The sequence below is a fragment of the Sorangium sp. KYC3313 genome (genome assembly GCF_052075895.1).
GTDB lineage: Bacteria > Myxococcota_A > Polyangia > Polyangiales > Polyangiaceae > Sorangium > Sorangium cellulosum_B.
Genome location: NZ_CP197255.1, coordinates 2,681,394 through 2,703,730 on the forward strand (window position 1 = coordinate 2,681,394; position 22,337 = coordinate 2,703,730).

The window sequence follows — 22,337 nt, forward strand, 5'->3', positions numbered from 1 at the left end:
CTCCCGCTCCGGCTAGCCCGAGGCGCCCGGGAGGGCGCGGAGAGCGCCGGCGCGGTCGAGCCCTGAGGGCGCCCTGGAAACCTCGGAGACACCGCGGGATCCGAGAAAAGCGGAGCGGCGCCCGGCGGACGCGCCGCGGCGCTTTGCAGCGCCGGATCGGCGTGGTACTGCCGTCGGCTGGAAGGGCACGATGCCGCAGGATCCGAAGCTGACTCCCACTCAGGTCAAGGCGCCGCACGGCGCGCGGGTGATGGAGATCCACTGGGCCGACGGCCACCGCAGCCTCCTTCCGCACGAGATCCTGCGCGGGTACTGCCCGTGCGCGAACTGCCAGGGGCACGGCGGCACGATCAACTTCGTGCCCGGCGGCGACCTGAACGTCCGCGAGATCGAGCAGGTCGGCAACTACGCGCTCCAGTTCACGTGGGGCGATCGGCACGACTCAGGCATCTACACCTTCCGGTACCTGCGCTCGCTCTGCCAGTGCGACGAGTGCAAGCCGCAGTTCCAGCCGCCCCGCTCGAAGTGACCACCTCCCGCCGCGCCCCCAAGCCTCAAGCTGCTCCGCCGGCGCGCGCCGAGCGGCAGCTCGATCCGTTCCAGATCGTCGACTCGTCCTTCGTCGCCGGCGCGGGCTCGCTCGCGTCGCTCCCTCCGCCCGTCAGCGCGGAGGTGGCGTTTGCCGGGCGCTCGAACGTCGGCAAGTCGAGCCTCATCAACACGCTCGTCGAGCGCAAAGGGCTCGTCCGGACGAGCTCGAACCCAGGCTCGACGCGGCAGATCAACCTCTACGAGGCGCGGGCCCGCGACGGCGCGGTGTTCCAGCTCGTGGATCTGCCGGGGTACGGCTTCACCCGGCGCTCGAAGTCCGAGCAAGCGGCGTGGGCGTCGCTGATCGAGGGGTACCTGCGCGGGCGCGTCACGCTCGCCGCGGTGCTGCTCCTGGTCGATGCGCGGCGTGGCCTCGAGGAGGACGATCTCGAGCTCATCCGCTTCATCGAGGCGTCGCGCGACGTCGCGCGGCGGCCGGTGGAGCTGCTGCTCGTCGCGACGAAGATCGACAAGGTGCAGCGCTCGTCGGTCCGGCGCGCGCTGGACCAGCTGTCCGCGGCGGCCCCGCGGATGGCGGGCGGTGCTCTCCGCCGCGCGATCGGCTTCTCGTCGATCACCGGCGAGGGCAGGCGGGATCTGTGGCTCGCGATCCGGCGCGTGACGCAGCTCGGCGGCGCGGCGCCGTCATCGAGCGGCGGCACCGCGCGCGAGGACGATGACCAGCGGACGACCGACGGCTGACCTCGCAGAGGTGCGAGATGCGCGCAGAAACAGCGCGTCTCGCCGCGGAACAGGGCCGATGGAAGTATTGACCCGCCCTGTGACCCTCCATTAACGTGCGGCTCCTCCGGTTCCGCGGGGGGGTCACCAGAGCCGACTGACACGTCGCGGGGTGGTTGCAGAGCAAGACGCGCGTGCCGGCCCATGTTCTCACCGGCTGCCCCAACGATGCCCGACTACTCCGGCCAGGTCACGCACGTCCACACGGCGCTGACGCCACTCTGGTGGATTCCGCTCCTGCCGATGCTCGGCGCGGTGATCAACGCGCTGTTCGGCCGCGCGTTGCAGCGGAGCGCGTTCGGTCGCGACGTGTCGAGGCGGCTCCACATCGGGAGCTTCGGCGTCACGCTCGTCGCCGTGGGCGCCATGCTGGGCGCCTTCGCTCTCGGGCTCGCGAGCTTCGTCCAGCTCGTCGGGCTCGCTCCGGGGGAACGCGCGCTCTACAGCTTCGCCTGGCAGATGGTCCGCATCGGATCGCTCGACGTGAACTTCGCGTTCGTGATGGATCCGCTGAGCTGCCTCATGACGCTGATCATCACCGGCGTCGGCACGCTCATCCATGTTTACGCCGCCTCGTACATGGAGGCCGAGCCGGCGTACTGGCGATTCTTTACCTACCTGAACCTCTTCGTCTTCGCGATGTTGCTCCTCGTCCTCGGGGACAACTTCATCGTGATGTTCTTCGGCTGGGAGGGCGTCGGCCTCTGCAGCTATCTGCTCATCGGGTTCTGGTACAGCGACTACAAGAAGGCCTCTGCCGGCATGAAGGCCTTCGTCGTGAACCGGATCGGCGACTGGGGCTTCGTGTGCGGCCTCGCGTTCCTCTTCTGGGGGCTCGGCGCCAGGTGGCTCGACGACGGCCGGTTCCTCTCCGATTACCGCGCGCGCTTCATCGCGGTGGCCGCGGAGGCGCGCGGCGATGACGGCGCCTCCGCCGGGGCGCAGGACGGCGCCGCGGGCAAGGCGGGCGAACGCAGGGCGCAGCCGCTCGCCGGGGCGAAGGGGTACCTCACCTTCACCGGTCATCCCGGCGCGCGCGTGTACCTCGGTATCGCCGACGCCGCTCAGCTCGCCTCGAGCCCGCGGCCGTTCGGCGTGTCCCCCTTCATCCGCAAGGAGATCGACGCCGGGGCGCACTCCGTGGTGATCGTGCCGGGCGACGGCGCCGTGATCGGGGGCGACGGCGTCGAGATCGCCGCGATCGAGCGGATGCGCGTCGAGCCGGGCAAGGAGATCGTGGTGGCGACCGTGGGCTCGACGGTCACGTTCCGCGAGATCCACGATCAGCTCGTGATCAAGGACGCGAGCGGCAAGGCGTTCCTCAAGGATGCCCTCGTGTCGAAGACGGTGTGGGGCGGCGTCGCGCTGATCACGCTGGCTTGCCTCTTCCTCTTCGTCGGCGCCGCCGGCAAGAGCGCCCAGATCCCGCTCCACGTCTGGCTGCCGGACGCGATGGCCGGCCCGACCCCCGTCTCCGCGCTGATTCACGCCGCCACCATGGTCACGGCCGGCGTTTACATGATCGCGCGCCTCAGCTTCCTGTTCTCGCTGAGCCCGGTCGCAGGCGGCGTCATCGCGCTGATCGGGGCCTCGACGGCGCTCCTCGCGGCGACCATCGGCTTCTTCCAGTACGACATCAAGAAGGTGCTCGCCTACAGCACGGTGAGCCAGCTCGGCTTCATGTTCATCGGGGTCGGCGTCGGGGCGTACTGGGCCGCCGTGTTCCACCTGATGACGCACGCCTTCTTCAAGGCGTGCCTGTTCCTCGGCTCCGGCTCGGTGATCCACGGGATGCACGCGGTGGAGCACGACGAGGCCGCGGCCCAGGACATGCGCAACATGGGCGGCCTCCGCCGCGTCATGCCGCGCACGGCGCGGGCGTACCAGGCGGCGTGCCTCGCCATCACCGCCGCGCCCATCCCGTTCTTCGCGGGCTTCTGGTCCAAGGACGAGATCCTCTGGAAGGCGTTCGGCACCGAGAACACCGGCCCGATCCCGGGGCTGCTCCTCTACGGGATGGGCCTCGCGGCGGCGCTCGGCACCTCGTTCTACATGTGGCGGAGCTATTTCCTGACGTTCGAGGGGCCCCACGCCCGCAAGGAGATCGAGACCCAGGTCCACGAGTCGCCGCCGGCGATCACCTGGGTGCTCGCGGTGCTGGCGGTCCTGTCGGCGTGCGCGGGCGCGGTGTTCGGCTTCTCCAGCCACTTCATCGGCGGCCACGGCGAGCCCCTGCTGGAGGCGTGGCTCCATCCGGTGTTCGCTCACGCGGACGTCTCGTTCCGGCGCCACGGGCTGGGGCTCGAGCTCGCGCTCATGGCGCTCTCCGTCGGCGGCGCGATCGTCACCTTCTCGCTCGCGCGCGCCCGCTACGGCGCGCGTCGCTCCCCGCGCTGGGCCGAGGAAGAGCGGCGGCTCCCGGGCTTCCAGCTCCTCTCGAACAAGTACTACGTCGACGAGATCTACGACGCGACGGTGGTGCGCGCCGTCCTCTCGCTGCGCCTCTTCTTCGCCGAGATGGACCGCTGGATCGTCGACGGCATCGTCAACGGGGTCGCGGTCCTGGCCCGGGCCGCCGCCTGGGTCACCGGCGCCATCGATCGGTACCTCGTCGACGGCGTCGTGAACCTCGTCGCCGAGGGCACGCTGAGCGCCGGGGCGAAGCTCCGCTCCCTGCAGACCGGGCGCATCCAGAGCTACGTCTATTTCCTCCTGGGCGGCGTCGCCTTGTTCAGCATCGTTCATTACTTCCTGCGGTGAACGGCCGATGTCGAACCTCTCCCTCGTCAGCATGCGCCGTGGATTCGCACTCGCGAGATCGGCCAGGTCCACCTCGATGAAGCTCCTGATCCCCCTCCTGGTCGCGCTCTCCGTCGTGCTCGGGGCGGCGCCGCCGGCGCTGGCGCTCGATGCGCCGAGGGCGCCCGGGCCGCGCGGCCAGATCGCGCTGCGCGCGGAGCCGCCCGGCGCGCCGGTCGAGCTCGTCGCGAGCGGGCCGGATCACGCCGGCTCGTTCACGATCGAGAACCAGGGCGACGGCCCCTTGAAGGTGACGCGGGTGATCGTGCGGACGTCCCCCGAGGACCCGCGCGTCCCGCCGGGCGTCAGCGTGGAGCTCGAGGGCGGCGGCGCCGCGGCGACCCTCCCGCCGGGCGCGAGCCGGAAGGTCGTGGTCCGGTGGAAGACCGCGGGCGTGCGCGCGCGGGAGCTCTACGGGCACGTCGTCGTCGAGTCCGACGCCGTGGCGGCCGGCGCGGCCGGCGTGCTGGGTGTAGCGCGGACCGTCGCGATGGGCATCCACGCGGAGCGCGGGAGCAGCCTGGGCTTCGTCGGCGACCACATCCTCTCGATCCTGACGTTCCTGCCGCTGCTCGGCGTGGTCGCGGTCTTCCTCGCGCACCTCTTTCGTTACCAGGACGACAGGAAGCTCCGGCTGATGACCGTCGTGCTGATGGGCGTGAACCTCGTGCTCGCGGCGTGGCTCTACGCGCACTTCGACCGGGGCTTCACCCGGGCCGACGGGAACGACGGCTACCAGTTCATCGAGCACGGCGTGTGGATCCGCTCGCTGAACGTCGAGTACTTCGTCGGCGTCGACGGCGTGTCGATCTCGATGGTCCTGCTCACGGCGCTGATCTCGTTCGTGGGCGCCCTCGCGAGCTACAGCGTCCACGACCAGCTCAAGGGCTACTTCGCGATGTACAACCTCCTCGTCACGGGGATGTTCGGCGTCTTCATCGCGCTCGACCTGTTCCTCTTCTTCGTCTTCTGGGAGGTGATGCTCCTGCCGATGTACTTCCTCATCGGCATCTGGGGCGGACCGCGGCGCGAGTACGCGGCGATCAAGTTCTTCCTCTACACGCTGGCCGGCAGCGTCTTCATGCTGCTCGCGTTCATCTGGTTCTACCTGAACGCAGGCCACACCTACCTGGTCGACGGCCAGGCCACCGAGCGCATCTTCTCGATCCCGGAGCTCTCGCGGGTCGCCTGGGCGGCGCAGGGGCTCACGATCCTCGGCGTCGCCGCGGTGAAGGTGGTCTGGATCTGGCTCTTCGTCGGGTTCGCGATCAAGATCCCGATGTTCCCGTTCCACACCTGGCTGCCGGACGCCCACGTGGAGGCGCCGACCGCGATCAGCGTGATCCTCGCGGGGGTGCTCCTCAAGATGGGCACCTACGGCATCCTCCGCGTCAACTTCACCCTGCTGCCCGAGGCGACGCAGTGGGCCGCGCCGGCCATCGCGGTGTTCGGGGTGGTCAACATCCTCTACGGCGCCTTCTGCGCCATGGCGCAGAGCGACCTGAAGAAGCTCGTGGCCTACTCCTCCGTCAGCCACATGGGCTTCGCGCTGCTGGCGCTCGGCGCGATGACGCCGCAGGGCATCCAGGCCTGCCTCGTCCAGATGTTCAACCACGGCCTGATCACCGGGATGCTGTTCACCCTGGTCGGCGTGGTCTACGACCGCGTGCACACGCGCGACATCGACAGGTTCGGCGGCCTCGCCTCGGAGATGCCGCTCTACACCGCGCTCGTCGGCTTCGCGTTCATGGCGTCGCTCGGCCTGCCCGGCCTGTCCGGCTTCTGGGGAGAGGCGATGACGTTCATCGGCGCCTTCCCGCGCTACCGCGCGCTCACGATCCTCGCGGCCATCGGCGTCATCCTCACCGCGGCCTACCACCTCTGGGCCCTCCAGCGGATGTTCCTCGGCACGTTCCGCGCGTCGTGGCGGCAGAGCAAGTACCTCGAGCCGTTCGGCGGGAAGTTCCCCGAGATCAGCGGGCGAGAGCTCGCGTCGATCGCGCCGCTCGCGGCGCTGGTCCTCGTCCTCGGCTTCTGGCCGCGCCCGCTGCTCAGCCTCATCGATCGCGGGGCCCTCGACGTGCACCGCCTCGTCGACAGGCCCGGGCAGTCCCAGATCGCCGGCGCGCCAGGCGCAGACAGCGTGGGCGGCGCCGCGTACGCCCGCGCGGGCGCCCCGGGAGAGGGCGCCTCGCCGGGCCAGGGCGCCCTCGCCAGCGCCAGGTAAGCCGTGGAACCCCGCACCCTCGACAACGTGGCGAGCCTCGCCTACTTCGCGCCGGAGCTCGTCCTCATCGCGGCGGCCCTGCTGCTCGTCGTGTGGGACCTCGCGTCCCCGGCGCGCTTCAAGCTCACCGGCCTCGTGAGCCTCAGCCTCGCGGCGCTCGCCTGCTCGGGCGGGCTGGGCGCGTACTTCCTGGCGACGGACGCCGCCCCTCGCGCGCTCTTCCACGGACTGCTCGCGTTCGATCGCTTCTCGAACCTCTTCCGCGTGATCTTCGCGCTCGTCACCGGGGCGATCGTCCTCTTCTCGGTGCCCCCGCGGTCCCCCGGGATCGAGCCCGAGCTCCGCCGCGACTCGGGCGAGTTCTTCACGCTGATCCTCGTGCTCTCGCTGGGCATGAACCTGATGGCGGCGAGCCGCCACCTGCTGCTCATCTACCTGTCGATCGAGCTCGTCAGCGTCATCAGCTTCGTCCTGGCGGGCTTCAAGATCAACGACGCGAAATCGAGCGAGGCGGCGCTGAAATACGTCATCTTCGGCGGCGTCGCGTCGGGGATCATGCTCTACGGGATGAGCTGGATCTTCGGCATCACCGCGTCGATGCGGCTCGACGAGTGCGCGGCGCGGATCGCCGCGCTCACGGCGCAGCAGGGCAAGGTGCCGGAGGTCGTGTTCGTCGGCACGGCCTTCATGCTCGCGGGCTTCGGCTACAAGATCAGCGCCGCCCCGTTCCACATGTGGACGCCCGACGTGTACGAGGGCGCGCCGACCCCGGTGACCGCGTTCCTCTCGGTGGGGCCGAAGGCGGCCGGCTTCGCGGTGCTGATCCGCTTCTTCTCGGACGCGCTCGGCGCCGGGAGCGCGCCGCCCGGCGTCGCGACGCCGTGGCCGGTGCTCTTCGGGTGCCTCGCGATGGCGACCATGACCGTCGGCAACCTGTCGGCGCTCGAGCAGGAGAACGTGAAGCGCATGCTCGCCTACTCGAGCATCGCGCACGCGGGGTACATGCTGCTCGGCTTCTCGGTGTTCAGCGGCGCCGGCGTCGCCGCGATCGCCTTCTACATCGTCACCTACTGCTTCATGAACCTCGGCGCGTTCATGGTGGTGATGGCCGTGGCCGAGGAGAGCGGCGGAGACGAGACGTTCGCCGCCTTCCGGGGGCTCGGGCGCCGCGCCCCGCTCGTCGCCGCGGCGATGGCCGTGTTCCTCGTCTCGCTCACCGGCCTGCCCCCGACGGCGGGCTTCATCGGCAAATTCTACCTCTTCTCGGCGCTGCTCGCCGCCGGGGGCGCGTGGAGCTGGGCTATCGCGGTCGTCGGCGTGCTGAACAGCGTGATCTCGCTCTTCTATTACGCGCGCCTGCTCCGCACGATGTATCTCGACAAGAGCGATCGCACCGAGCCCACACTGGTGCGGCCGCTGCTCGGCGCGACGACGTGCGCGCTCGCGGTTCCGACCGTGCTGCTCGGGGTCTACTGGGGGCCCGTTTACGACTTCGTGGCGCGCTCGGTGACGATCCTGCGCTGAGCGCTGTGCCGCGGCGCCGACGCCGTCTCGTCCGGCGCGCGCCGGGCCGAACGCGGCGGTATCGATCTCCCCGCGATCCTTGCTAGTGTGCGCGCGCGTGGCCACGACCCAGGACGCGATCTCTCCAGAGGAACGTTTCGCGCGGGGGGTACGCCTTGTCCCGGGCGGCCTGGACATCGGCGGCAAGCTGGTCCCGCTGTACGCCGGCAGCGTGCACTACTGGCGGCTCGACCCGCAGCACTGGCGCGCCTGCCTCGAGGCCACGCGCTCGCTCGGCGTTCACCTGATCGACATCTATGTGCCGTGGGCCGTCCACGAGACCGGCCCGGGGCAGTTCGATTTCGGCCGGCTCGATCCGCGCCGCGACGTCGGCGCCTTTCTCCGCCTCGCGCACGAGCTCGGCTTTTACGTCATCGCCCGCCCGGGCCCGCACATCAACGCGGAGCTCACCTGCTTCGGCATCCCCGAGCGCGTCATCTGGGACCCGAGCTGCCAGGCCCGCTCGGCGCGGAACAACCCGGTCGTGCTCCCGATGTTGCCGTACGGGTTCCCGGTCCCGAGCTACGCGAGCAACGCATTCCACGACGAGGTCGCCCGCTATTTCAACGCGCTCGCCCCGGTCCTGAAGCCGCACCTCTACCCGGACGGGCCCATCGTGCTCTTGCAGATCGACAACGAGGGCGCGCTCTACTTCCGCGACGGGGCGTACGACCAGGATTACCACCCGGACGCGATCTCCCTGTACCGCGACTTCTTGCGCGAGAAGTACCGGACGATCGAGGCGCTCCAGCGCGCGTATGCGACGAGGAGGGGGGAGCCCGCGCCGGAGGGCGACGCGACCGAGGACGTCGGCGCGGCGCTCGTGCGCGCGATCGCCCGCGAGCGCGCGCAGGCCGAGGAGGGCGATCTGCGGTTCGCCACGATCACGCCGCCGGTCGCGTTCGACGCCGAGGCGCCGGCCGATCTCGCGCGCCACCTCGACTGGAGCGAGTTCCACGAGCACCTCCTCGAGACCGCCATGGGGCGCTTCGCGAGGGCGCTCTCCGCGGCGGGCGTCGACGGCCTGCCAACGATGCACAATTTTCCGATGGGACAGGACGCGACGCCGCTCAACCCGGCGCGCATCTCGCGCGTCGTCGACCTCGTCGGCCTCGACTACTACAGCGTCGCGAGCCCGAGCAGCCGGCAGATCATCGCGCGCCGGACGAGCGAGCTCGCCGTGCGCTGCGAGGCGCTCTCGCTGCCGCCGTTCGCGTGCGAGATGGGCGCCGGCTTCCCGCCGTTCTTCCCGCCGCTCGAGGAGCGCGACAGCGTGTTCGTGATGATGGCCGCGCTCGCGTACGGGCTGCGCGGGTACAACATCTACATGGCGGTCGAGCGCGACCGCTGGATCGGCGCGCCGATCGATCCGCGCGGCCGCCCTCGCCCCTTCGCCGCCTTCTGGCGGAAGCTCGCCGCGGCCCTCGAGGCCACGAGGTTCCACGAGCTCCGCCGCCCGGCGCCGGTGCGCATCGTCACGCCGCGCACGGAGCGCCGCCTCTCCCGCGTGATGCATGCCTTCGGCCCGCTCACCGGGGCGTTCTTCTCGATCATGAACTTCGGCGCCCGCGATCGCTGCCTCGAGGACGACCTCGGGCTCGGTTACCCGCTCGCGGTGGAGTCCGACACGTTCGTGCGTGCGTTCGAGGAGGCGCTCGACGCGCGCGGCGTCCCCTACGCCCACGTCGGCGGCGAGGATCGCGACATCTCGCTCGTCGGGGCGCGCTGGGTCATCTGCGCCACCTCGGGCGGCCTGAGCCCGGAGCTGTTCGCGTGGCTGGAGGCGACGTCCCGGCAGGGGACGCTGATCACGCTCGGCCCCCGCGAGCCCACCTTCGACGGCGCCTTCCGCCAGCTGCCGCGGCCCTACGATCTGAAGCGGCTCCTGGCCCCCGGACAGAACCTGCCGGCGCTCCTCCAGGACGACCCCGCCGCGGCCGACGCCGCGGTGTCCCGCGCCATCGACGCGCTCGGCCTGCCGGCCTTCGCGTGTGATCCCGACAGCGTCTTTGCGACGCTGCACGAGGACGCGTCGGGCACGCCGCGGGTGCTCTTCCTGCTGAACCCCGGAGACGCGGACGTGGTGGCGCGCGTCACCGTGAGCGCCCAGCGCGCGCGCGATGTGCTGGACGACGCGCACTTCGAGGCGCGGCGCGGGGCGCTCGAGGTGCGGCTCGTGCCTCGCTCCGTGCGGATGCTCGCGCTGGAGTAGCCCCGTCGCCGCGCGCTGCGCGGCGACGGCCAGCGAGGCTCGGTATCTCCGCTCGCTCCCCTCCTGCCCCGGTGTGCCCCTCGATCAGCGCTCGAACCGCAGCGAGTTGCCCTCTGCGTCGCGGAAGCGGCCCATGCCGATCATGAGGATGTCGATCAGCGACCAGATGCCGAGCCCACCGCACGTCAAGAGCTTCGCTATGCCGAGCCCGGTCTGTCCCAGATAAAAGCGATCTACGCCAAAGTAGCCGAGGAAATAGGAGAGCAAGAACAGCGTGGACTGGCTCTTGGTCGGGTGACCGACGGGCGCGTCGCGCCTGAGCACGAGCCCCTGGGCGTCTCGCATCGATCCGGTGCCGATCAGGATCGTGTCGATGAGGCTCCAGAAGCCGAGGCCGCCACACGTGAACAGCTTGAGGAGCCCGAGCCCCGTCTGGCCCAGGTAGAAGCGATCGACGCCGAAGGTCCCGAGAAACACGGCGAGCATGAAGGCTGTCGCCTGGTCCTTGTCGGAATAGGCCTGCGCCGGGGCGCCGTGAGGCGGCCCGCCGCCGTGAGCCGGCGGCGGGCCCCAGCCGCCTCCTGGCGGCGCGCCGTAGCCGCCTGGGGGCGCGCCCCATCCTGCGCCCGGCGGCGGGTATCCTCCGCCCGGCGGCGGGTATCCTCCGCCCGGCGGCGGGTATCCGCCCGGCGGCGGGGTTCCGCCCGCCGAGGACGCGCCGCCACCGCCGCCCGGCGCCACGCCCTGGCCGCCGGGCGGGCTCGACCCCCAGCCGCCATTCCCCCAGCCTCCGCCTGCGTTGCCCCAGCTTCCGCCGCCGGGCGGAACCCCGCCTCCGCTCGTGCTCATCCTCGTTCCCTCCAGCTGATGCGGCTGTGGAGGCGGACGCGTGCGCCCCGTGGTCGTCAGCCGAGCCTGACTGTATCCTGGAACCGCGGCGCCGCGCTTGCGCAACGCGGAAATCGCTGGTGGTTGCCAGATGCCCACCCTACCTTGACCCACGATGGGCCGCTGAGCGCGGCGCAGGAGCGAGCGCACCCGGCGATGCAGCAAGATTTTCAGTCCGATCGATGGCTGTCGTTCGCCCTCCGGGCGGGGCTCATCGCTCTGTTCTTCTGGATGGTGAAGGGGCTGCTCGTCCCCGTCCTGCTCGGCGGTCTGGTCGCGCTCCTCGTCTCCCCGCTCCAGCGCCGCCTCGCGCCTCGGCTCGGCCGCTTCCGCCAGTTCGCGCCCGCGATCTCGACGGTGGGCGTGATCATCCTCGTGTGCATCCCGCTCGCGGTGATCATCATCGAGGCCTCCGCCTCGATAAGCCGCTTCTTCGCGCGGGATTGGTCGAACACGATCGAGCGGGTCGAAGGCCTCCTGAACGACGGGAGGGTAACGGGGCTCCTCAACAGGGCTGGCCTGTCCGGGGACGATGTCCGCACGTACGTGAGCAACCTGTTCGAGCGGGTGGGCAGCTCGATCGCCGGCTTCGCGGGCGGCATGGTCGCCGCGGTGCCGCAGACGATCGTCGACGCCTTCCTGTTCGTCGTCGGGCTCTACTACCTGCTCCGCGACGGGGGCCTGCTGCTGCGCTGGCTGCTCACGCAGTCGCCGTTCAGGAACGAGGAGACGGACGTCCTCTTCGCGTCGATCCAGGACACGGTGCACGGCGCCGTCCTCGGCCTGCTCGCGACGGCGGCCGTCCAGGGGACGCTGACGACGATCGCGCTGTTTGCCTGCAAGGTGCCGGGCGCGTTCCTGCTCGGCCTCCTGGCCACGCTGCTCTCGCTCGTCCCCATGATCGGCACCACGCCGGTCACGCTGGGTGCGGCCATCTACCTGTTCGTCGTCGGGCGCATCGGGGCGGGCATCGGCATGTGCGCCGCGGCGGTCCTCATCGGGCTCTCGGACAACGTGATCCGGCCGTGGGTCCAGAGCTCGCACGGCGGGATGCACCCGCTCATCGCGCTCCTCGCCATCTTCGGCGGGCTCGAGCTGTTCGGCGCGGCGGGGATCTTCATCGGCCCGGTCGTCGCCGCGATCGTCCTCTGGGCGGTCGACACGCGCGCGGGCATCTCCGGTTCGGGTCTCCCGCTGGGCCCGCACACGTCGCAGCCGCCACCCTCGCTGACGTCGCCGACCTCGCGACCGCCGCCGACCTCGCGACCGCCTCCGACGTCGCGACCGCCGGCGTGACGGCCGGTGTGACGGGACGGCGCGCCGGAGCGCCGCGAAAGGCGCGGTCCGCGCCCTCGAGCGAGGCGCTCACGGCGACAGGCCGTAGCCGCGGGCGAGGGTGAGGGAGAGGAGGTTGCACGCCGCGTGGAACACGAGCGGCGCCCCGATGCCGCCTGTGCGCGCCCGCAGCCATCCGAAGAGGAGCGCGGGGAAGAAGACGGCGAGCCGGGCCGGGTGCTGGATCGTGAGCACGTGGCCGATCGCGAAGATCGCCGACGAGAGGAGCCACGCCGGGCCGAGCGTCGCGCCGGCGACGCGGAAGCGCGGCGGGAAGACGCGGTCGAGGGCGCTCTGGAGGTAGCCCCGGAAGAACGCCTCCTCGGGCAGCGCGACCACGAGCAGCTGCGCGGCGATCTCGTCGGCGAGCGAGGGCGGCGGCCGCAGCACGAACGGCGAGGTCGCGCCCCAGTACAGCCGGTAGCCCAGCCAGAAGAGCGGGAAGACGATCGCGGCGACCAGCGTCGCCCAGGCGACGGCGTGGAGCGCGGCGCGGGCGAGGCGCCTCGCCGACAGCGGCACGGGCTCCAGGAGCCCCCCGAGGGACAGGCCGTGGGCGCGGATCGTCGACTCGTCGTACCTCAGCACGAGCCAGGACGTCGCCGCGAAGAACGTGAGGCCGACGAGCGTGCCGGCGTAGCTCTTCGGCGCGGCGTAGGACACCACCGTCACGGCGGCGGTCGTGATGCCAGCGGCGAGGAGCGCGCGCCCCGCGGTCGGCTCGGGCGGCCGCGGGCGCTCGCGCTCGCGCTTGCGCTTGTCGACGCTCGCGTGCGCGGCGTTCACGTCTGCCGGCGCGCCAGGTGTCTCGTCGCCGGCAGGTGCGCGGGCGTCTCGGCTCGGTTCGATGGGTGTGGGCGGCTGCAAGGCGTGTTCGTCGCGGAGGGGAGCGCGCGGTGCGGGGGCTTACGCGGGGATCGCGGCGACCAGGGGTCGCGGCCGCGCGCGCTCAGCCTAGCCGCCACGATGTCTCTCCGCGATGGTCAGCGCTCGGGGCGGCGCGATTCAGGTGCTGCACACGGGTCCAGCCACCGCCCATTTTCTAGCCTTCCAGCCCGGTCACGTTAGAGTGCGGCCGCTGTGGCGTTTTCCCGACTTCGCTGTCTGATGAAGCCGTTGGCCTGCGCGCTGCTTGCGTCCGTCGCGACGCTCGGTCCGGCGCCCGCGTCGGCCGCGTCGCCGTTCCTCATGACGCCGGAGGCGAGCGTCGCCGAGGCGTCTCCGGCGTACCGCTACGCCAACATGACGAACGAGGAGGCGCTGGCGGAGCTGGATCGCCGGAAGATCCTGTACCTCAAGGTCGATCACGCGCCCGGGGTGCGCGCTCCGATCCGGCTCACGGGTCGGCTGAACGGCGTGAACTTTCATTCGGTGCTCCCGCCCGAGCAGCGCGTGACGAGCATGTTCGAGATCCTGGACGCGCGCCTCGCGCTCGCCCTCGACGATTTCGCGGCCGTGCTCTCGCGGCACGATATCGACGAGGTCGTCCATTACACGATGTATCGACCCAACGTGCCGATGCGCGGCCGCGAGGGCGTGGACGGCGACGGCGAGCACGGGCACCCGATCGCTCATGCCAAGGCCGCTGACAGCGCGGTGCAACAGGCAAAGGCCGCGGACGGCGCTGCCCGCGAGGAATCGACGAGGCAGGCCTCGCTGGTCGAGCCTGCGCCGCCGGTGGAGCTCGGCAAGAAGGGCGCGCTCGATGGGACGTCCAAGGCACCTGAGGAGCGGCCGCGACGCGTGAAGGAGAAGGGGGCGCCGGAGGCCGCGCCGAAGGAGAAGGGGTCCGCGGAGGCCGCGCCGAAGGAGAAGGGCGCAGCGGGGGCCGCGCCGAAGGAGAAGGGCGCAGCGGGAGCCGCGCCGAAGGCGAGGGCCGCAGCGGGGGCCGCGCCGAAGGAGAAGGACGCCTTGAAAGCCGAGCCAGGCGCCGCTTCCAAGGCTCCCGGCCAGCGGACGCGGACGATCGCTGCGCGCAGCGGGCCGGCCAAGAAGGCCGCCGGCAAGGTCGGAGCGCGCCGCGCTGCTCGGCGCAAAGCCGCGGGGCCGACCCGGGCGACAACGTCTCCGGTCAAGCACCGTGGCGACGTCGCGCTGCGCAGCGATGCAGCGCAGAAGCCCCGCGGCACGTGGGCTCCGCCGGGCACGCGGCACCCCGCCGGCCTGGCCATCGACGTCGGTGCCCTCAAGAAGCGCGACGGCACCTGGATCAGCGTCGCGCGCCACTTCCACGGCCGCATCGGGGACAAGACCTGCGGTGAGGGGGCGCCCCAGCCCGAGCTCCCCGAGGCGCGCGAGCTCCGGTCCATCGTGTGCGAAGCGGCGGATCTCGGGATTTTTACCTACGCGCTGACGCCCAATTTCAATGCGGCGCACGCCGACCATTACCATATGGAGATCAAGCCGGGCGTCCGGTGGTTCCTCTATCACTGAGCGAAGGCCGCGCACCCCCTTGTACAGCCCTGAACGGCTCGCAGCGCGCCCCACTGCACATCCGTTGATTGCGCGTTTTTTGATGATCTGAGCGGTTTGTTCGCGCAACTTCTGCCACGAGGGCGACGATTCCCTTCCCGAACGAGGGCGCCGGCGCTCCGCCGCGCGCCCCCGCGAGGGAGGTCGACGGACATGGTGCAAAAAAAAGACGGACAGCCGCTGCCGGGGACTTCCTACCGTGTGCTCCGTCGGATCGGGGCAGGCTCGTGCTCGGAGGTCTTCGAGGTGACCGGGCGCCGCGGCCAGCTGCGCGCGCTCAAGCTGCTCCGCGCCATGCACGAGGGGTCGAGCGAGATCGGAGCGCGCCTGGTCCAGGAGGGGCGCGCTCTCTCGGCGCTGAGCCATCCCCACATCGTGAAGGTCGAGGAGGTCGGCGTGACGAGCGACGGCCGGCCGTTCCTCGTCATGCCGCGCCTCTTCGGCGAGACGATGCGCGAGCGGCTCGACGCGCGCGGACCGCTCGCGACGCCCACCGCCGTGCACATCGCCATCCAGGTGCTCGGCGGGCTCGCGGCGACGCACCGCGCTGGCATCGTCCACCGCGACATCAAGCCGGCGAACGTCTTCCTCGCGCAAGACAGCTGCGCCGAGCAAGGCGTCGCCGATCTGGAGAGCGCGCCCGGTGCGCCCGAGGCCGAGCACGCCGTGCTCATCGACTTCGGCATCGCGAAGGTGAGCCGCGAGGGGCTGGAGCCGTCGACGGGCTCGAACGTCCTCGGCACGCCGCGCTACCTGTCGCCCGAGCAGATCCGCGGCGAGGAGGTCGACGCTCGCACCGACGTGTACGCGGTGGGCCTCCTGCTCTTCGAGGCGATCACCGGGCGCGGTCCGTTTCCGGTGGTCGACTCGATGGCGGTGATGCGGGCGCACCTCGACACACCGGCGCCGCGGCTTCGCTCGCTCCTCTGGGTGCCTCCGGCGCTCGATCATGCCGTCGCGCGCGCGCTCGAGAAGGATCCAGGGCTCCGCTGGCAGACGGCGGACGCGATGGCCGCCGCGCTCGCGGAGGCGCTGGGCGAAGGCGGGGGCAGGGAGACGCCGGCTCACGGCGGAGCGGGGCGCGCCGCGCCGCCGGAAGGCGAGCGCAGCGCGCGGGCGCGCCTCGCGGTCGGAGAGGCGCGATGAGCGGCGCGTCCGCCGAGTGCTCCGGGGCGCGCACGCTGCTCTACGCGCGCGGGGTGTCGCTCGCGCCGAGGGCGCCTTTCACGCGGTCGCTCCGAGCGCCGGGCGAGGGCGAGCCGTCCGAAGGCGCGTGGCCGCTCCGCGCGCTGGGTGAGGGCGAGCCGCTCCCCGGCACACCGTATGTCGTGCTGCGCCTGCTCGGTCAGGGCGGCATGGGCGAGGTGTACGAGGTCGAGCACCGGGCGCTCGGCCGCCGGTTCGCGGTGAAGGTGCTGCACCGCAGCCACGCCGGCCGCAGCGATCTCTCGGCGCGCCTGCGCGCCGAGGCGCGCTCGATCGCTCGCCTGCGCCACCCGGGTCTCCCCGACGTGTTCGACCTCGGCGTGACCGACGGCGCCCGCCCCTACTTCGCCATGGAGCTCCTCGAGGGGCGCGATCTCCGGACCGAGCTCGCGCGCCTCGGCGTGGTCGCGGTCCCGACCGCGCTCGACCTGGTCCTGCAGGCCCTGTCCGCGATGTCGCTCGCGCACGCGGCGGGCATCGTCCACCGCGATCTCAAGCTCGAGAACCTGTTCCTCTGCGACGACGGCACGCTCAAGGTCCTCGACTTCGGCGTCGCGAAGCTCCTCCACGCCGGCGCCTCGCTGACCGCCCCGGACGCCGTCATCGGCACCCCCAGGACGATGGCGCCCGAGCAGTGCGCCGCCCAGCCGATCGATCCGCGCGCGGATATCTATGCGATGGGTCTCGTCCTCTACGAGCTCGTCGCCGGGCGAGGCCCCTTCGACGAGCTGCGCGGCCGGGGCGACGCGCTCCGCTTCGCTCACTGCGAGCGGGAGCCTCCTGCTCCCTCGCGCTTCGCGCCGCAGCCGATCCCGGTGGCGCTCGAGCAGCTGATCCTGCGCGCGATCGCGAAGGCGCCCGAGCATCGCTTCCAGACGGCCGCCGACATGGAAGCCGCTGTGCGCCGAGTGCACGCCCGGTTGCACGACGGATCGCAGTCGAGCGCCGCGCCGGCGGTCAGCGCGGCCACGCTCACCCCGACCGCGGCCGAGGCCGTCGCGGCCTGCACGCCTGCGCGCGGCGAGGTGCCCGCCGAGCTGCTTCGCCGACCGCTGCTCGCCGCGTCGGCCGGCGCCGCGCGCCTCTCGCGCCGCCCGAGGGCGCGCTCGACGCGGCGCGCACCTCCGGCGCGGCCCGTCGCCCGTGCAGCGTCGCGCGCCTCCGCGCTCGCCGTTTGCGCGCTCGCCGTCGCGTCGGCCGCGCTCGGGCTCGCGCTCGCGCAGCGCTGGATCGCGGCGAGCGAGCACGCCGCGCCTGCGCCGCCGTCCGCGCACGCCGGGGCGCAGGCGCGCTCGGCTGTAAGGTAGCCTCGTCGCGCCCGTTCTCTCGTCGACACCGCAAATGCGGAGCGGAGGGACCATGAACCGGATGCGACGAATCGGGCTGGCTTGTTTGGCGCTATCGCTCCTCGCGGGCACCGCCGGCTGCGGCGGCAGCACAGCGGCCCGGCCGGCGGATTCCACGGCCAAGGGGGGGCGCGCGATCACGGGCGCTCCCGAGCCCTCCAGCGCGCAGGGGTTCCAGGACGGCGCCGCGTTCGACGGGCCGGGCGCGCCCGCCGCGCCGCCGTCGATCGACGCCTCGCCCGCGGCGCCTTCGGCCGAGATCGAGCGGCCCTCCGCCACGGGCGGCGCCTCGCGCGCCGAGGGGGCCGCGCGCAAGGCGCCGAGCAGCCAGGTCGCGCCGGAGCCCATCGATCGCCCGGGCCTCGGCACCGCGTGGGGTGAGACGCGCGTGTCGCGCATCTCGACCGCGCCGTTCGTCCGGGCCGACGTCAACCGCCCCTTCGTGGTCGCGAGCCTGTTCTACAACGACGCCGAGGGCGCCCGCGCCATGGCGAGCGCGTCCGGCTTCCGCCGCACGTCGCCGCAGGCGTTCACCTTGGCGGGCGGCGCCGTCGCGGTCGGGCTCCGCGGCGAGGGCGGCGGCTTCCTGAGCGGCTTCGTCGCCGGCGAGAAGAGCCATGTCATCGGCGAGGCCGGCCAGCGCTACAGCATCGTGCTGCGCAACCTCACGCCGACCCGGCTCGAGTGCGTCGTCTCCGTCGACGGCCTCGACGTCATGGACGGCCAGGCCGCGACGTTCAGCAAGCGCGGTTACCTGATCGAGCCCCACGGCGAGCTCGAGATCGACGGCTTCCGCCAGTCCGTCGACACGGTCGCCGCGTTCCGCTTCGGCTCGGTGCGCGGCTCCTATGCGAACCAGAAGCACGGCGACACGAGGAACGTCGGCGTGATCGGCGTGGCCCTCTTCAACGAGCGCGGGACGACGCCCTGGACGTTCGACGAGGTCCAGCGCCGCCGCGAGGCGAACCCGTTCCCTGGGCAGTTCGCCACGCCGCCCGGTATCTGAGCCTTTTCAGCGCCCATCCCGCGTCCGCGCCGCGCTCCGGTAAAATCAAGCTCCCGCTCCGCCGCGCGCCGGGCTAGGCCACGGCACGGTGTCGGACTTATTGAACCCGTCTCAACGTGCGGCCGTCGAGCACGAGCTCGGGCCAATGCTGGTGCTCGCCGGCGCAGGCTCCGGCAAGACCCGGGTGGTGACCACGCGGATCGCCCGCCTTCTCGATCGCGGCATCCCGGCGCGCTCCATGTTGGCGATGACCTTCACCAACAAGGCCGCCGCCGAGATGCACGAGCGCGTCGGCAAGCTCGTCGGCTCCAAGGTCGCGCGCGAGCTCAAGGTCTGCACCTTCCACCGCTTCGGGCTCGACGTCCTCGGCGCGGAGACCCGCGCCCTCGGCCTGCGCGGCGGCTCCTTCGCCATCTTCGACCAGTCCGACGCCCTGGGGGTCATCCGCGAGATCCTCCGCGAGCTCCGCGCCGGCAAGAGCTACGACGTCAGCGCGATCCTCTCGCGCATCTCGAACGCCAAGAACGCGTTCCTCGACGCCGAGACCTGGGCCGAGGCGCAGCGGCAGGGCAAGGGCATCGACGAGTACGACGAGATCTCGATGCTCGTGTACCCGCGCTACATGGCGGCGCTGCGCTCGTTCCAGGCGTTCGACTTCGACGATCTCATCTGCGAGGTGGTCCGCCTCTGGCAGGCGCGCGCCGACGTCCTCGAGCGCTGGCGGATGCGCTACCGCTTCGTGATCGTCGACGAGTACCAGGACACGAACCGCGCCCAGCTGGAGCTCCTGCGCCTGCTCTGCGGCGAGCACCGCAACGTGGTGGTCGTCGGCGACGACGACCAGTCGATCTACGCCTGGCGCGGCGCCGACGTGCGCAACATCCTCGATTTCGAGGAGCACTTCTCGGGCGCGAAGGTCGTCAAGCTCGAGCACAACTACCGCTCCCGCAAGCCGATCCTCGACGTCGCGAACGCGGTGCTCGCCAAGTCCGGCGCCCGGCGGCACAAGAAGTCGCTCATCGCCACCCGGGTGGAGGGCGACAAGGTGCGGTCCATCATCTGCGTGGACCCCGACGTCGAGGCGAGCTTCGTGGCCACGGAGGCGCAGCGCCTCCTGGAGCGGGAGGCCGCGCGGCCGAAGGACATCGCCGTGCTGTACCGCTCGAACCTCCAGGCGGCCGCGATCGAGTCGGCCCTCAAGGAGCGGCAGATCCCGATCCGGATGATCGGCGGCCAGCAGTTCTTCGAGCGCAAGGAGGTCAAGGACCTCATCGCCTACCTCCGCGTCGCGCTCAACCCGGGCGACGAGATGTGCCTGCGGCGCATCCTGAACTACCCGGCGCGGGGCATCGGCGACGTCGCGGTGGCCAAGCTCGGCGCCTACGCGACGGCGCACGACGCGTCGCTCTGGACGGCGGTGTCGCGGCCGCACGCCGTCCACGAGCTGACCGCCGCCGCGATCGAGGGCTGCCGCCAGCTGCTCCGGATCATCGAGGCCACGCGCGCGCGGTTCGAGCGCGGCGAGCCCTCCGCGGAGGTCGCCCGCGCGCTCCTCGCCGACGCCGGCTTCAAGGAAGACATCATGGCCGGCTCGTCCACGGCCAACGCCGCGGCGCGCCGCTGGGGCAACATCGAGGGCCTGCTCAACGTCTTCGCGCGCCGCGACGAGAAGGGGAAGGGGGACCGCGCGAGCTTCGCCGAGTTCCTGCGGCTGCTCGCCCTGCGGCAGGACTCGGAGGAAGAGGAGGCCACCGATCGGGTGACGCTCACCACGATGCACGGCGCGAAGGGGCTCGAGTTCCCGTACGTGTTCGTGATCGGCCTGGAGGAGGGGCTGATGCCTCACCAGCGCAGCCTCGACGAGCGCGCCACGGACGCCGCGCCGAGCGGCGCGGAGGGCGGCGACACGGGCGGCCACAGCATCGAGGAGGAGCGGCGGCTCTTCTACGTCGCGGTCACGCGGGCCCGCGATCGGCTCTACCTCACGCGGGCGAAGCACCGCGGCTCGCGCGGCAAGATGGTGCCGAGGACGCCGAGCCGGTTCATGCTCGAGATCCCCCCCGAGCTCCTCGAGGAGCGCGAGGAGCTCGCGCCGGTCGCCCCGGGGATGGAGAAGGTGAAGGCGGGCGCGGCCGGCGTGCTGGCCGCGCTGTCGATGAACCCGTTCGCCGGAGATCCCCCCCTCATCCCGCGCCGTCGCACCTGAGCGCGGCGCGGGACGGCGGGGGCTCGGTCAGAGGGCGCCCTCGGCGGCCGCGAAGCCGGCGCGGGTGATCTCCTGCACGCCCTTGCGCGTGACGAAGTCGCGGAAGCTCTCGCCCTCGGCGCGGCCGGCCATGTAGAAGCGCGCGATCGCGGCGATGACCTTGGGCGTCTCCTCCTCGGGGATGCGGCCGTCGAGGCGCTCGCCGATGCGGGCGTTCGGGCCGCAGCCGCCGCCCACGCGGAGCGAGTAGTGCGGGCGCTCGACGCCGTCCTTGCCCTTCACCATCAGGCCCGTCATCCCGATGTCCGCGACGTGGTGCTGACCGCACGAGTTCGGGCACCCCGAGATCTTGATGTCGAACTCGCCGAGCGTGCTGACGAAGTCGTCGGCCTCCTGGCGGCTGCCGTTCGGCACCAGGTGATCCCGGATGCGCGCGCCGACCTCCATGCTCTTCGTGATGGCGAGCGTGCAGTAATCGCCGCCCGGGCAGGTCACCACGTCGGTGATGTGCCCCGAGTCCGCCTCGGCGAGGCCGATCTGCGAGAGCTCGCGGTGCAGGTTGAGCAGCTGCCCCTCCGGCACCCAGCGCAGCACGAAGTTCTGGGTGTTCGTCGCCCGCACCTCGCCGTTGCTGTAGCGCCGCGAGAGGTCGGCCAGGCGCCTCAGCTGCTCGCTCGTGATGTCGCCGAGCGGCAGCTTGACCGTCGCCACCCGGTAGCCGGTCTGCTTCTGCGCGATCGTGTTGGTCCGCTTCCAGCGCGCGAACGCGCCGTCGCCGAGCGTCTCCCGCAGCGGCGTGAGCGGGGGCGGAGCGTTCTCCCGGTACCCGGCCACCTGCTCCGCCAGCTCGGCCGCGAGCGCATCGCCGCGCTCCGCCTTGATGCGAGCGAACTCCTCGTCGAGCCTGCGCAGGAACTCGGCCTCGCCGATCTTGCGCAGCAGGAACTTGAGGCGCGCCTTCTTCCGGTTCTTCCGCTCTCCGTCGCGGTGGAACACGCTCACCACGGCCTCGCACATCGGCAGCAGATCGGACTCCGGGATGAACTCCTTCCAGAGGTGCGCGATCTCGGGCGTCGAGCCGAGCGAGCCGGCCACGTAGACCGTGAAGCCGCGCCCGCGGTCGCCGATCTTCGCGAGCAGACCGACGTCGTTGATCATGATCTGCGCGTGATCGCGCGCGCTCCCCGAGAAGGCCACCTTGAACTTCCGCGGTAGCCGCCGGTTGTGCTCGTGGAAGAGGAAATGCTCGGTGACCGCGAGCGCATAAGGCGTCACGTCGAACACCTCGTCCTCGACCACGCCAGCGAGGTGGGACGCGGTGATGTTGCGCAGCGTGTCCGCGCACGCGCCGACCGTCGTCACCCCCGCGCGCGCGAGCACGTGTTGCAGGTCGATCGTCTCCTCGATCTCCAGGTAGTGGAGCTGGATGTCCTGGCGGGTCGTGACGTGCGCTAGCCCGCGCCCCCACCGCTCCGTGACTTCCGCGAGGGCTTCCAGCTGCGCAGCCGTGAGCTGTCCTCCAGGAATCTTGATCCGCTGCATGTGCTTCACGTGCGCGAGCTGCGCATAGACACCCATGGCCAGCCGTAGAGGACGGAACTGGTCGGGGGTCAGCTCACCACGTTTGAATTTGGCGACGTTCTCGGCGTGTACGTCGATGGCCGCCGCAAGGCGCTCGACTCGTTGCGACATAACCGATGGTATTCCCTATATTTCCGACGCGTCAAGTGCGACAATTATCACCG

15 protein-coding genes are annotated in these 22,337 nt (G+C 71.5%); 12 read left to right on the forward strand and 3 right to left on the reverse strand.

Annotated features, from left to right (window positions below; genetic code table 11):
- Positions 1 to 190: 190 nt before the first annotated feature.
- The 6 genes from ACSRUE_RS10485 (at position 191) to ACSRUE_RS10510 (ending at position 10,133) form a co-directional block, all read left to right on the forward strand.
- Entirely contained in the window at positions 191 to 529 is a 339-nt protein-coding gene (locus ACSRUE_RS10485) for a gamma-butyrobetaine hydroxylase-like domain-containing protein (protein WP_437763969.1), read from the forward strand.
- Positions 526 to 1,293, forward strand: coding sequence for a ribosome biogenesis GTP-binding protein YihA/YsxC (yihA, locus tag ACSRUE_RS10490; RefSeq protein ID WP_441290878.1), 768 nt, complete (start codon positions 526 to 528; stop codon positions 1,291 to 1,293). The genes ACSRUE_RS10485 and yihA overlap by 4 nt, the downstream gene beginning before the upstream one ends.
- A 207-nt stretch (positions 1,294 to 1,500) precedes the next feature.
- Positions 1,501 to 4,092, forward strand: a complete 2,592-nt coding sequence (locus ACSRUE_RS10495) for an NADH-quinone oxidoreductase subunit L (protein ID WP_441290879.1) — start codon at positions 1,501 to 1,503, stop codon at positions 4,090 to 4,092.
- Positions 4,093 to 4,099: 7 nt separating this feature from the next.
- A complete protein-coding gene (locus ACSRUE_RS10500; protein ID WP_441290880.1) occupies positions 4,100 to 6,358 on the forward strand; it encodes a complex I subunit 4 family protein in 2,259 nt (752 codons plus the stop codon).
- 3 nt (positions 6,359 to 6,361) lie between these two features.
- The gene (locus ACSRUE_RS10505; RefSeq protein WP_441290881.1) at positions 6,362 to 7,882 is read left to right on the forward strand and encodes an NADH-quinone oxidoreductase subunit N; all 1,521 of its coding nucleotides are present in this window, start codon (positions 6,362 to 6,364) and stop codon (positions 7,880 to 7,882) included.
- 97 nt (positions 7,883 to 7,979) lie between these two features.
- Entirely contained in the window at positions 7,980 to 10,133 is a 2,154-nt protein-coding gene (locus tag ACSRUE_RS10510) for a beta-galactosidase (protein WP_441290882.1), read from the forward strand.
- Between the two features lie 84 nt (positions 10,134 to 10,217).
- Here the strand turns inward: ACSRUE_RS10510 and ACSRUE_RS10515 are convergent, their stop codons facing one another.
- The gene (locus ACSRUE_RS10515) at positions 10,218 to 10,982 is read right to left on the reverse strand and encodes a TM2 domain-containing protein (RefSeq protein ID WP_441290883.1); all 765 of its coding nucleotides are present in this window, start codon (positions 10,980 to 10,982) and stop codon (positions 10,218 to 10,220) included.
- Positions 10,983 to 11,177: 195 nt separating this feature from the next.
- Here ACSRUE_RS10515 and ACSRUE_RS10520 point away from each other — a divergent pair, with 195 nt between their 5' ends.
- Positions 11,178 to 12,317, forward strand: coding sequence for an AI-2E family transporter (locus ACSRUE_RS10520; RefSeq protein WP_441290884.1), 1,140 nt, complete (start codon positions 11,178 to 11,180; stop codon positions 12,315 to 12,317).
- A gap of 69 nt (positions 12,318 to 12,386) precedes the next feature.
- Here the strand turns inward: ACSRUE_RS10520 and mrtC are convergent, their stop codons facing one another.
- Complete coding sequence (gene mrtC / locus ACSRUE_RS10525; RefSeq protein ID WP_441290885.1) at positions 12,387 to 13,223, reverse strand: myxosortase MrtC; 837 nt, start codon at positions 13,221 to 13,223, stop codon at positions 12,387 to 12,389.
- A gap of 240 nt (positions 13,224 to 13,463) precedes the next feature.
- Here mrtC and ACSRUE_RS10530 point away from each other — a divergent pair, with 240 nt between their 5' ends.
- The 5 genes from ACSRUE_RS10530 (at position 13,464) to ACSRUE_RS10550 (ending at position 20,592) form a co-directional block, all read left to right on the forward strand.
- A complete protein-coding gene (locus tag ACSRUE_RS10530) occupies positions 13,464 to 14,789 on the forward strand; it encodes an extensin family protein (RefSeq protein WP_441290886.1) in 1,326 nt (441 codons plus the stop codon).
- A gap of 192 nt (positions 14,790 to 14,981) precedes the next feature.
- Positions 14,982 to 15,974 carry a serine/threonine-protein kinase gene (locus ACSRUE_RS10535; RefSeq protein WP_437763979.1) on the forward strand — a complete coding sequence of 331 codons (993 nt, stop codon included), beginning with the start codon at positions 14,982 to 14,984 and terminating at the stop codon, positions 15,972 to 15,974.
- Entirely contained in the window at positions 15,971 to 17,341 is a 1,371-nt protein-coding gene (locus tag ACSRUE_RS10540) for a serine/threonine-protein kinase (protein ID WP_441290887.1), read from the forward strand. Before ACSRUE_RS10535 ends, ACSRUE_RS10540 begins: the two co-directional genes overlap by 4 nt.
- Positions 17,342 to 17,402: 61 nt before the next feature.
- Complete coding sequence (locus ACSRUE_RS10545) at positions 17,403 to 18,386, forward strand: hypothetical protein (protein WP_441290888.1); 984 nt, start codon at positions 17,403 to 17,405, stop codon at positions 18,384 to 18,386.
- Positions 18,387 to 18,531: 145 nt separating this feature from the next.
- A complete protein-coding gene (locus ACSRUE_RS10550; RefSeq protein WP_441290889.1) occupies positions 18,532 to 20,592 on the forward strand; it encodes an ATP-dependent helicase in 2,061 nt (686 codons plus the stop codon).
- Between the two features lie 27 nt (positions 20,593 to 20,619).
- On the opposite strand, the gene ACSRUE_RS10555 is transcribed toward ACSRUE_RS10550, so the two are convergent.
- Entirely contained in the window at positions 20,620 to 22,284 is a 1,665-nt protein-coding gene (locus tag ACSRUE_RS10555) for a nitrite/sulfite reductase (RefSeq protein ID WP_437763982.1), read from the reverse strand.
- Positions 22,285 to 22,337 lie beyond the last annotated feature (53 nt).

What these genes read in the sequence shown, in the direction of transcription:
- ACSRUE_RS10520 (WP_441290884.1), top strand. Translation starts at nt 11,178, where the DNA reads ATGCAGCAAGATTTTCAGTCCGATCGATGGCTGTCGTTCGCCCTCCGG.
- ACSRUE_RS10555 (WP_437763982.1), bottom strand. Translation starts at nt 22,284, where the DNA reads ATGTCGCAACGAGTCGAGCGCCTTGCGGCGGCCATCGACGTACACGCC.
- ACSRUE_RS10485 (WP_437763969.1), top strand. Translation starts at nt 191, where the DNA reads ATGCCGCAGGATCCGAAGCTGACTCCCACTCAGGTCAAGGCGCCGCAC.
- ACSRUE_RS10495 (WP_441290879.1), top strand. Translation starts at nt 1,501, where the DNA reads ATGCCCGACTACTCCGGCCAGGTCACGCACGTCCACACGGCGCTGACG.
- ACSRUE_RS10550 (WP_441290889.1), top strand. Translation starts at nt 18,532, where the DNA reads ATGCTGGTGCTCGCCGGCGCAGGCTCCGGCAAGACCCGGGTGGTGACC.
- ACSRUE_RS10545 (WP_441290888.1), top strand. Translation starts at nt 17,403, where the DNA reads ATGCGACGAATCGGGCTGGCTTGTTTGGCGCTATCGCTCCTCGCGGGC.
- ACSRUE_RS10500 (WP_441290880.1), top strand. Translation starts at nt 4,100, where the DNA reads ATGTCGAACCTCTCCCTCGTCAGCATGCGCCGTGGATTCGCACTCGCG.
- ACSRUE_RS10515 (WP_441290883.1), bottom strand. Translation starts at nt 10,982, where the DNA reads ATGAGCACGAGCGGAGGCGGGGTTCCGCCCGGCGGCGGAAGCTGGGGC.
- ACSRUE_RS10530 (WP_441290886.1), top strand. Translation starts at nt 13,464, where the DNA reads ATGAAGCCGTTGGCCTGCGCGCTGCTTGCGTCCGTCGCGACGCTCGGT.
- ACSRUE_RS10540 (WP_441290887.1), top strand. Translation starts at nt 15,971, where the DNA reads ATGAGCGGCGCGTCCGCCGAGTGCTCCGGGGCGCGCACGCTGCTCTAC.
- ACSRUE_RS10535 (WP_437763979.1), top strand. Translation starts at nt 14,982, where the DNA reads ATGGTGCAAAAAAAAGACGGACAGCCGCTGCCGGGGACTTCCTACCGT.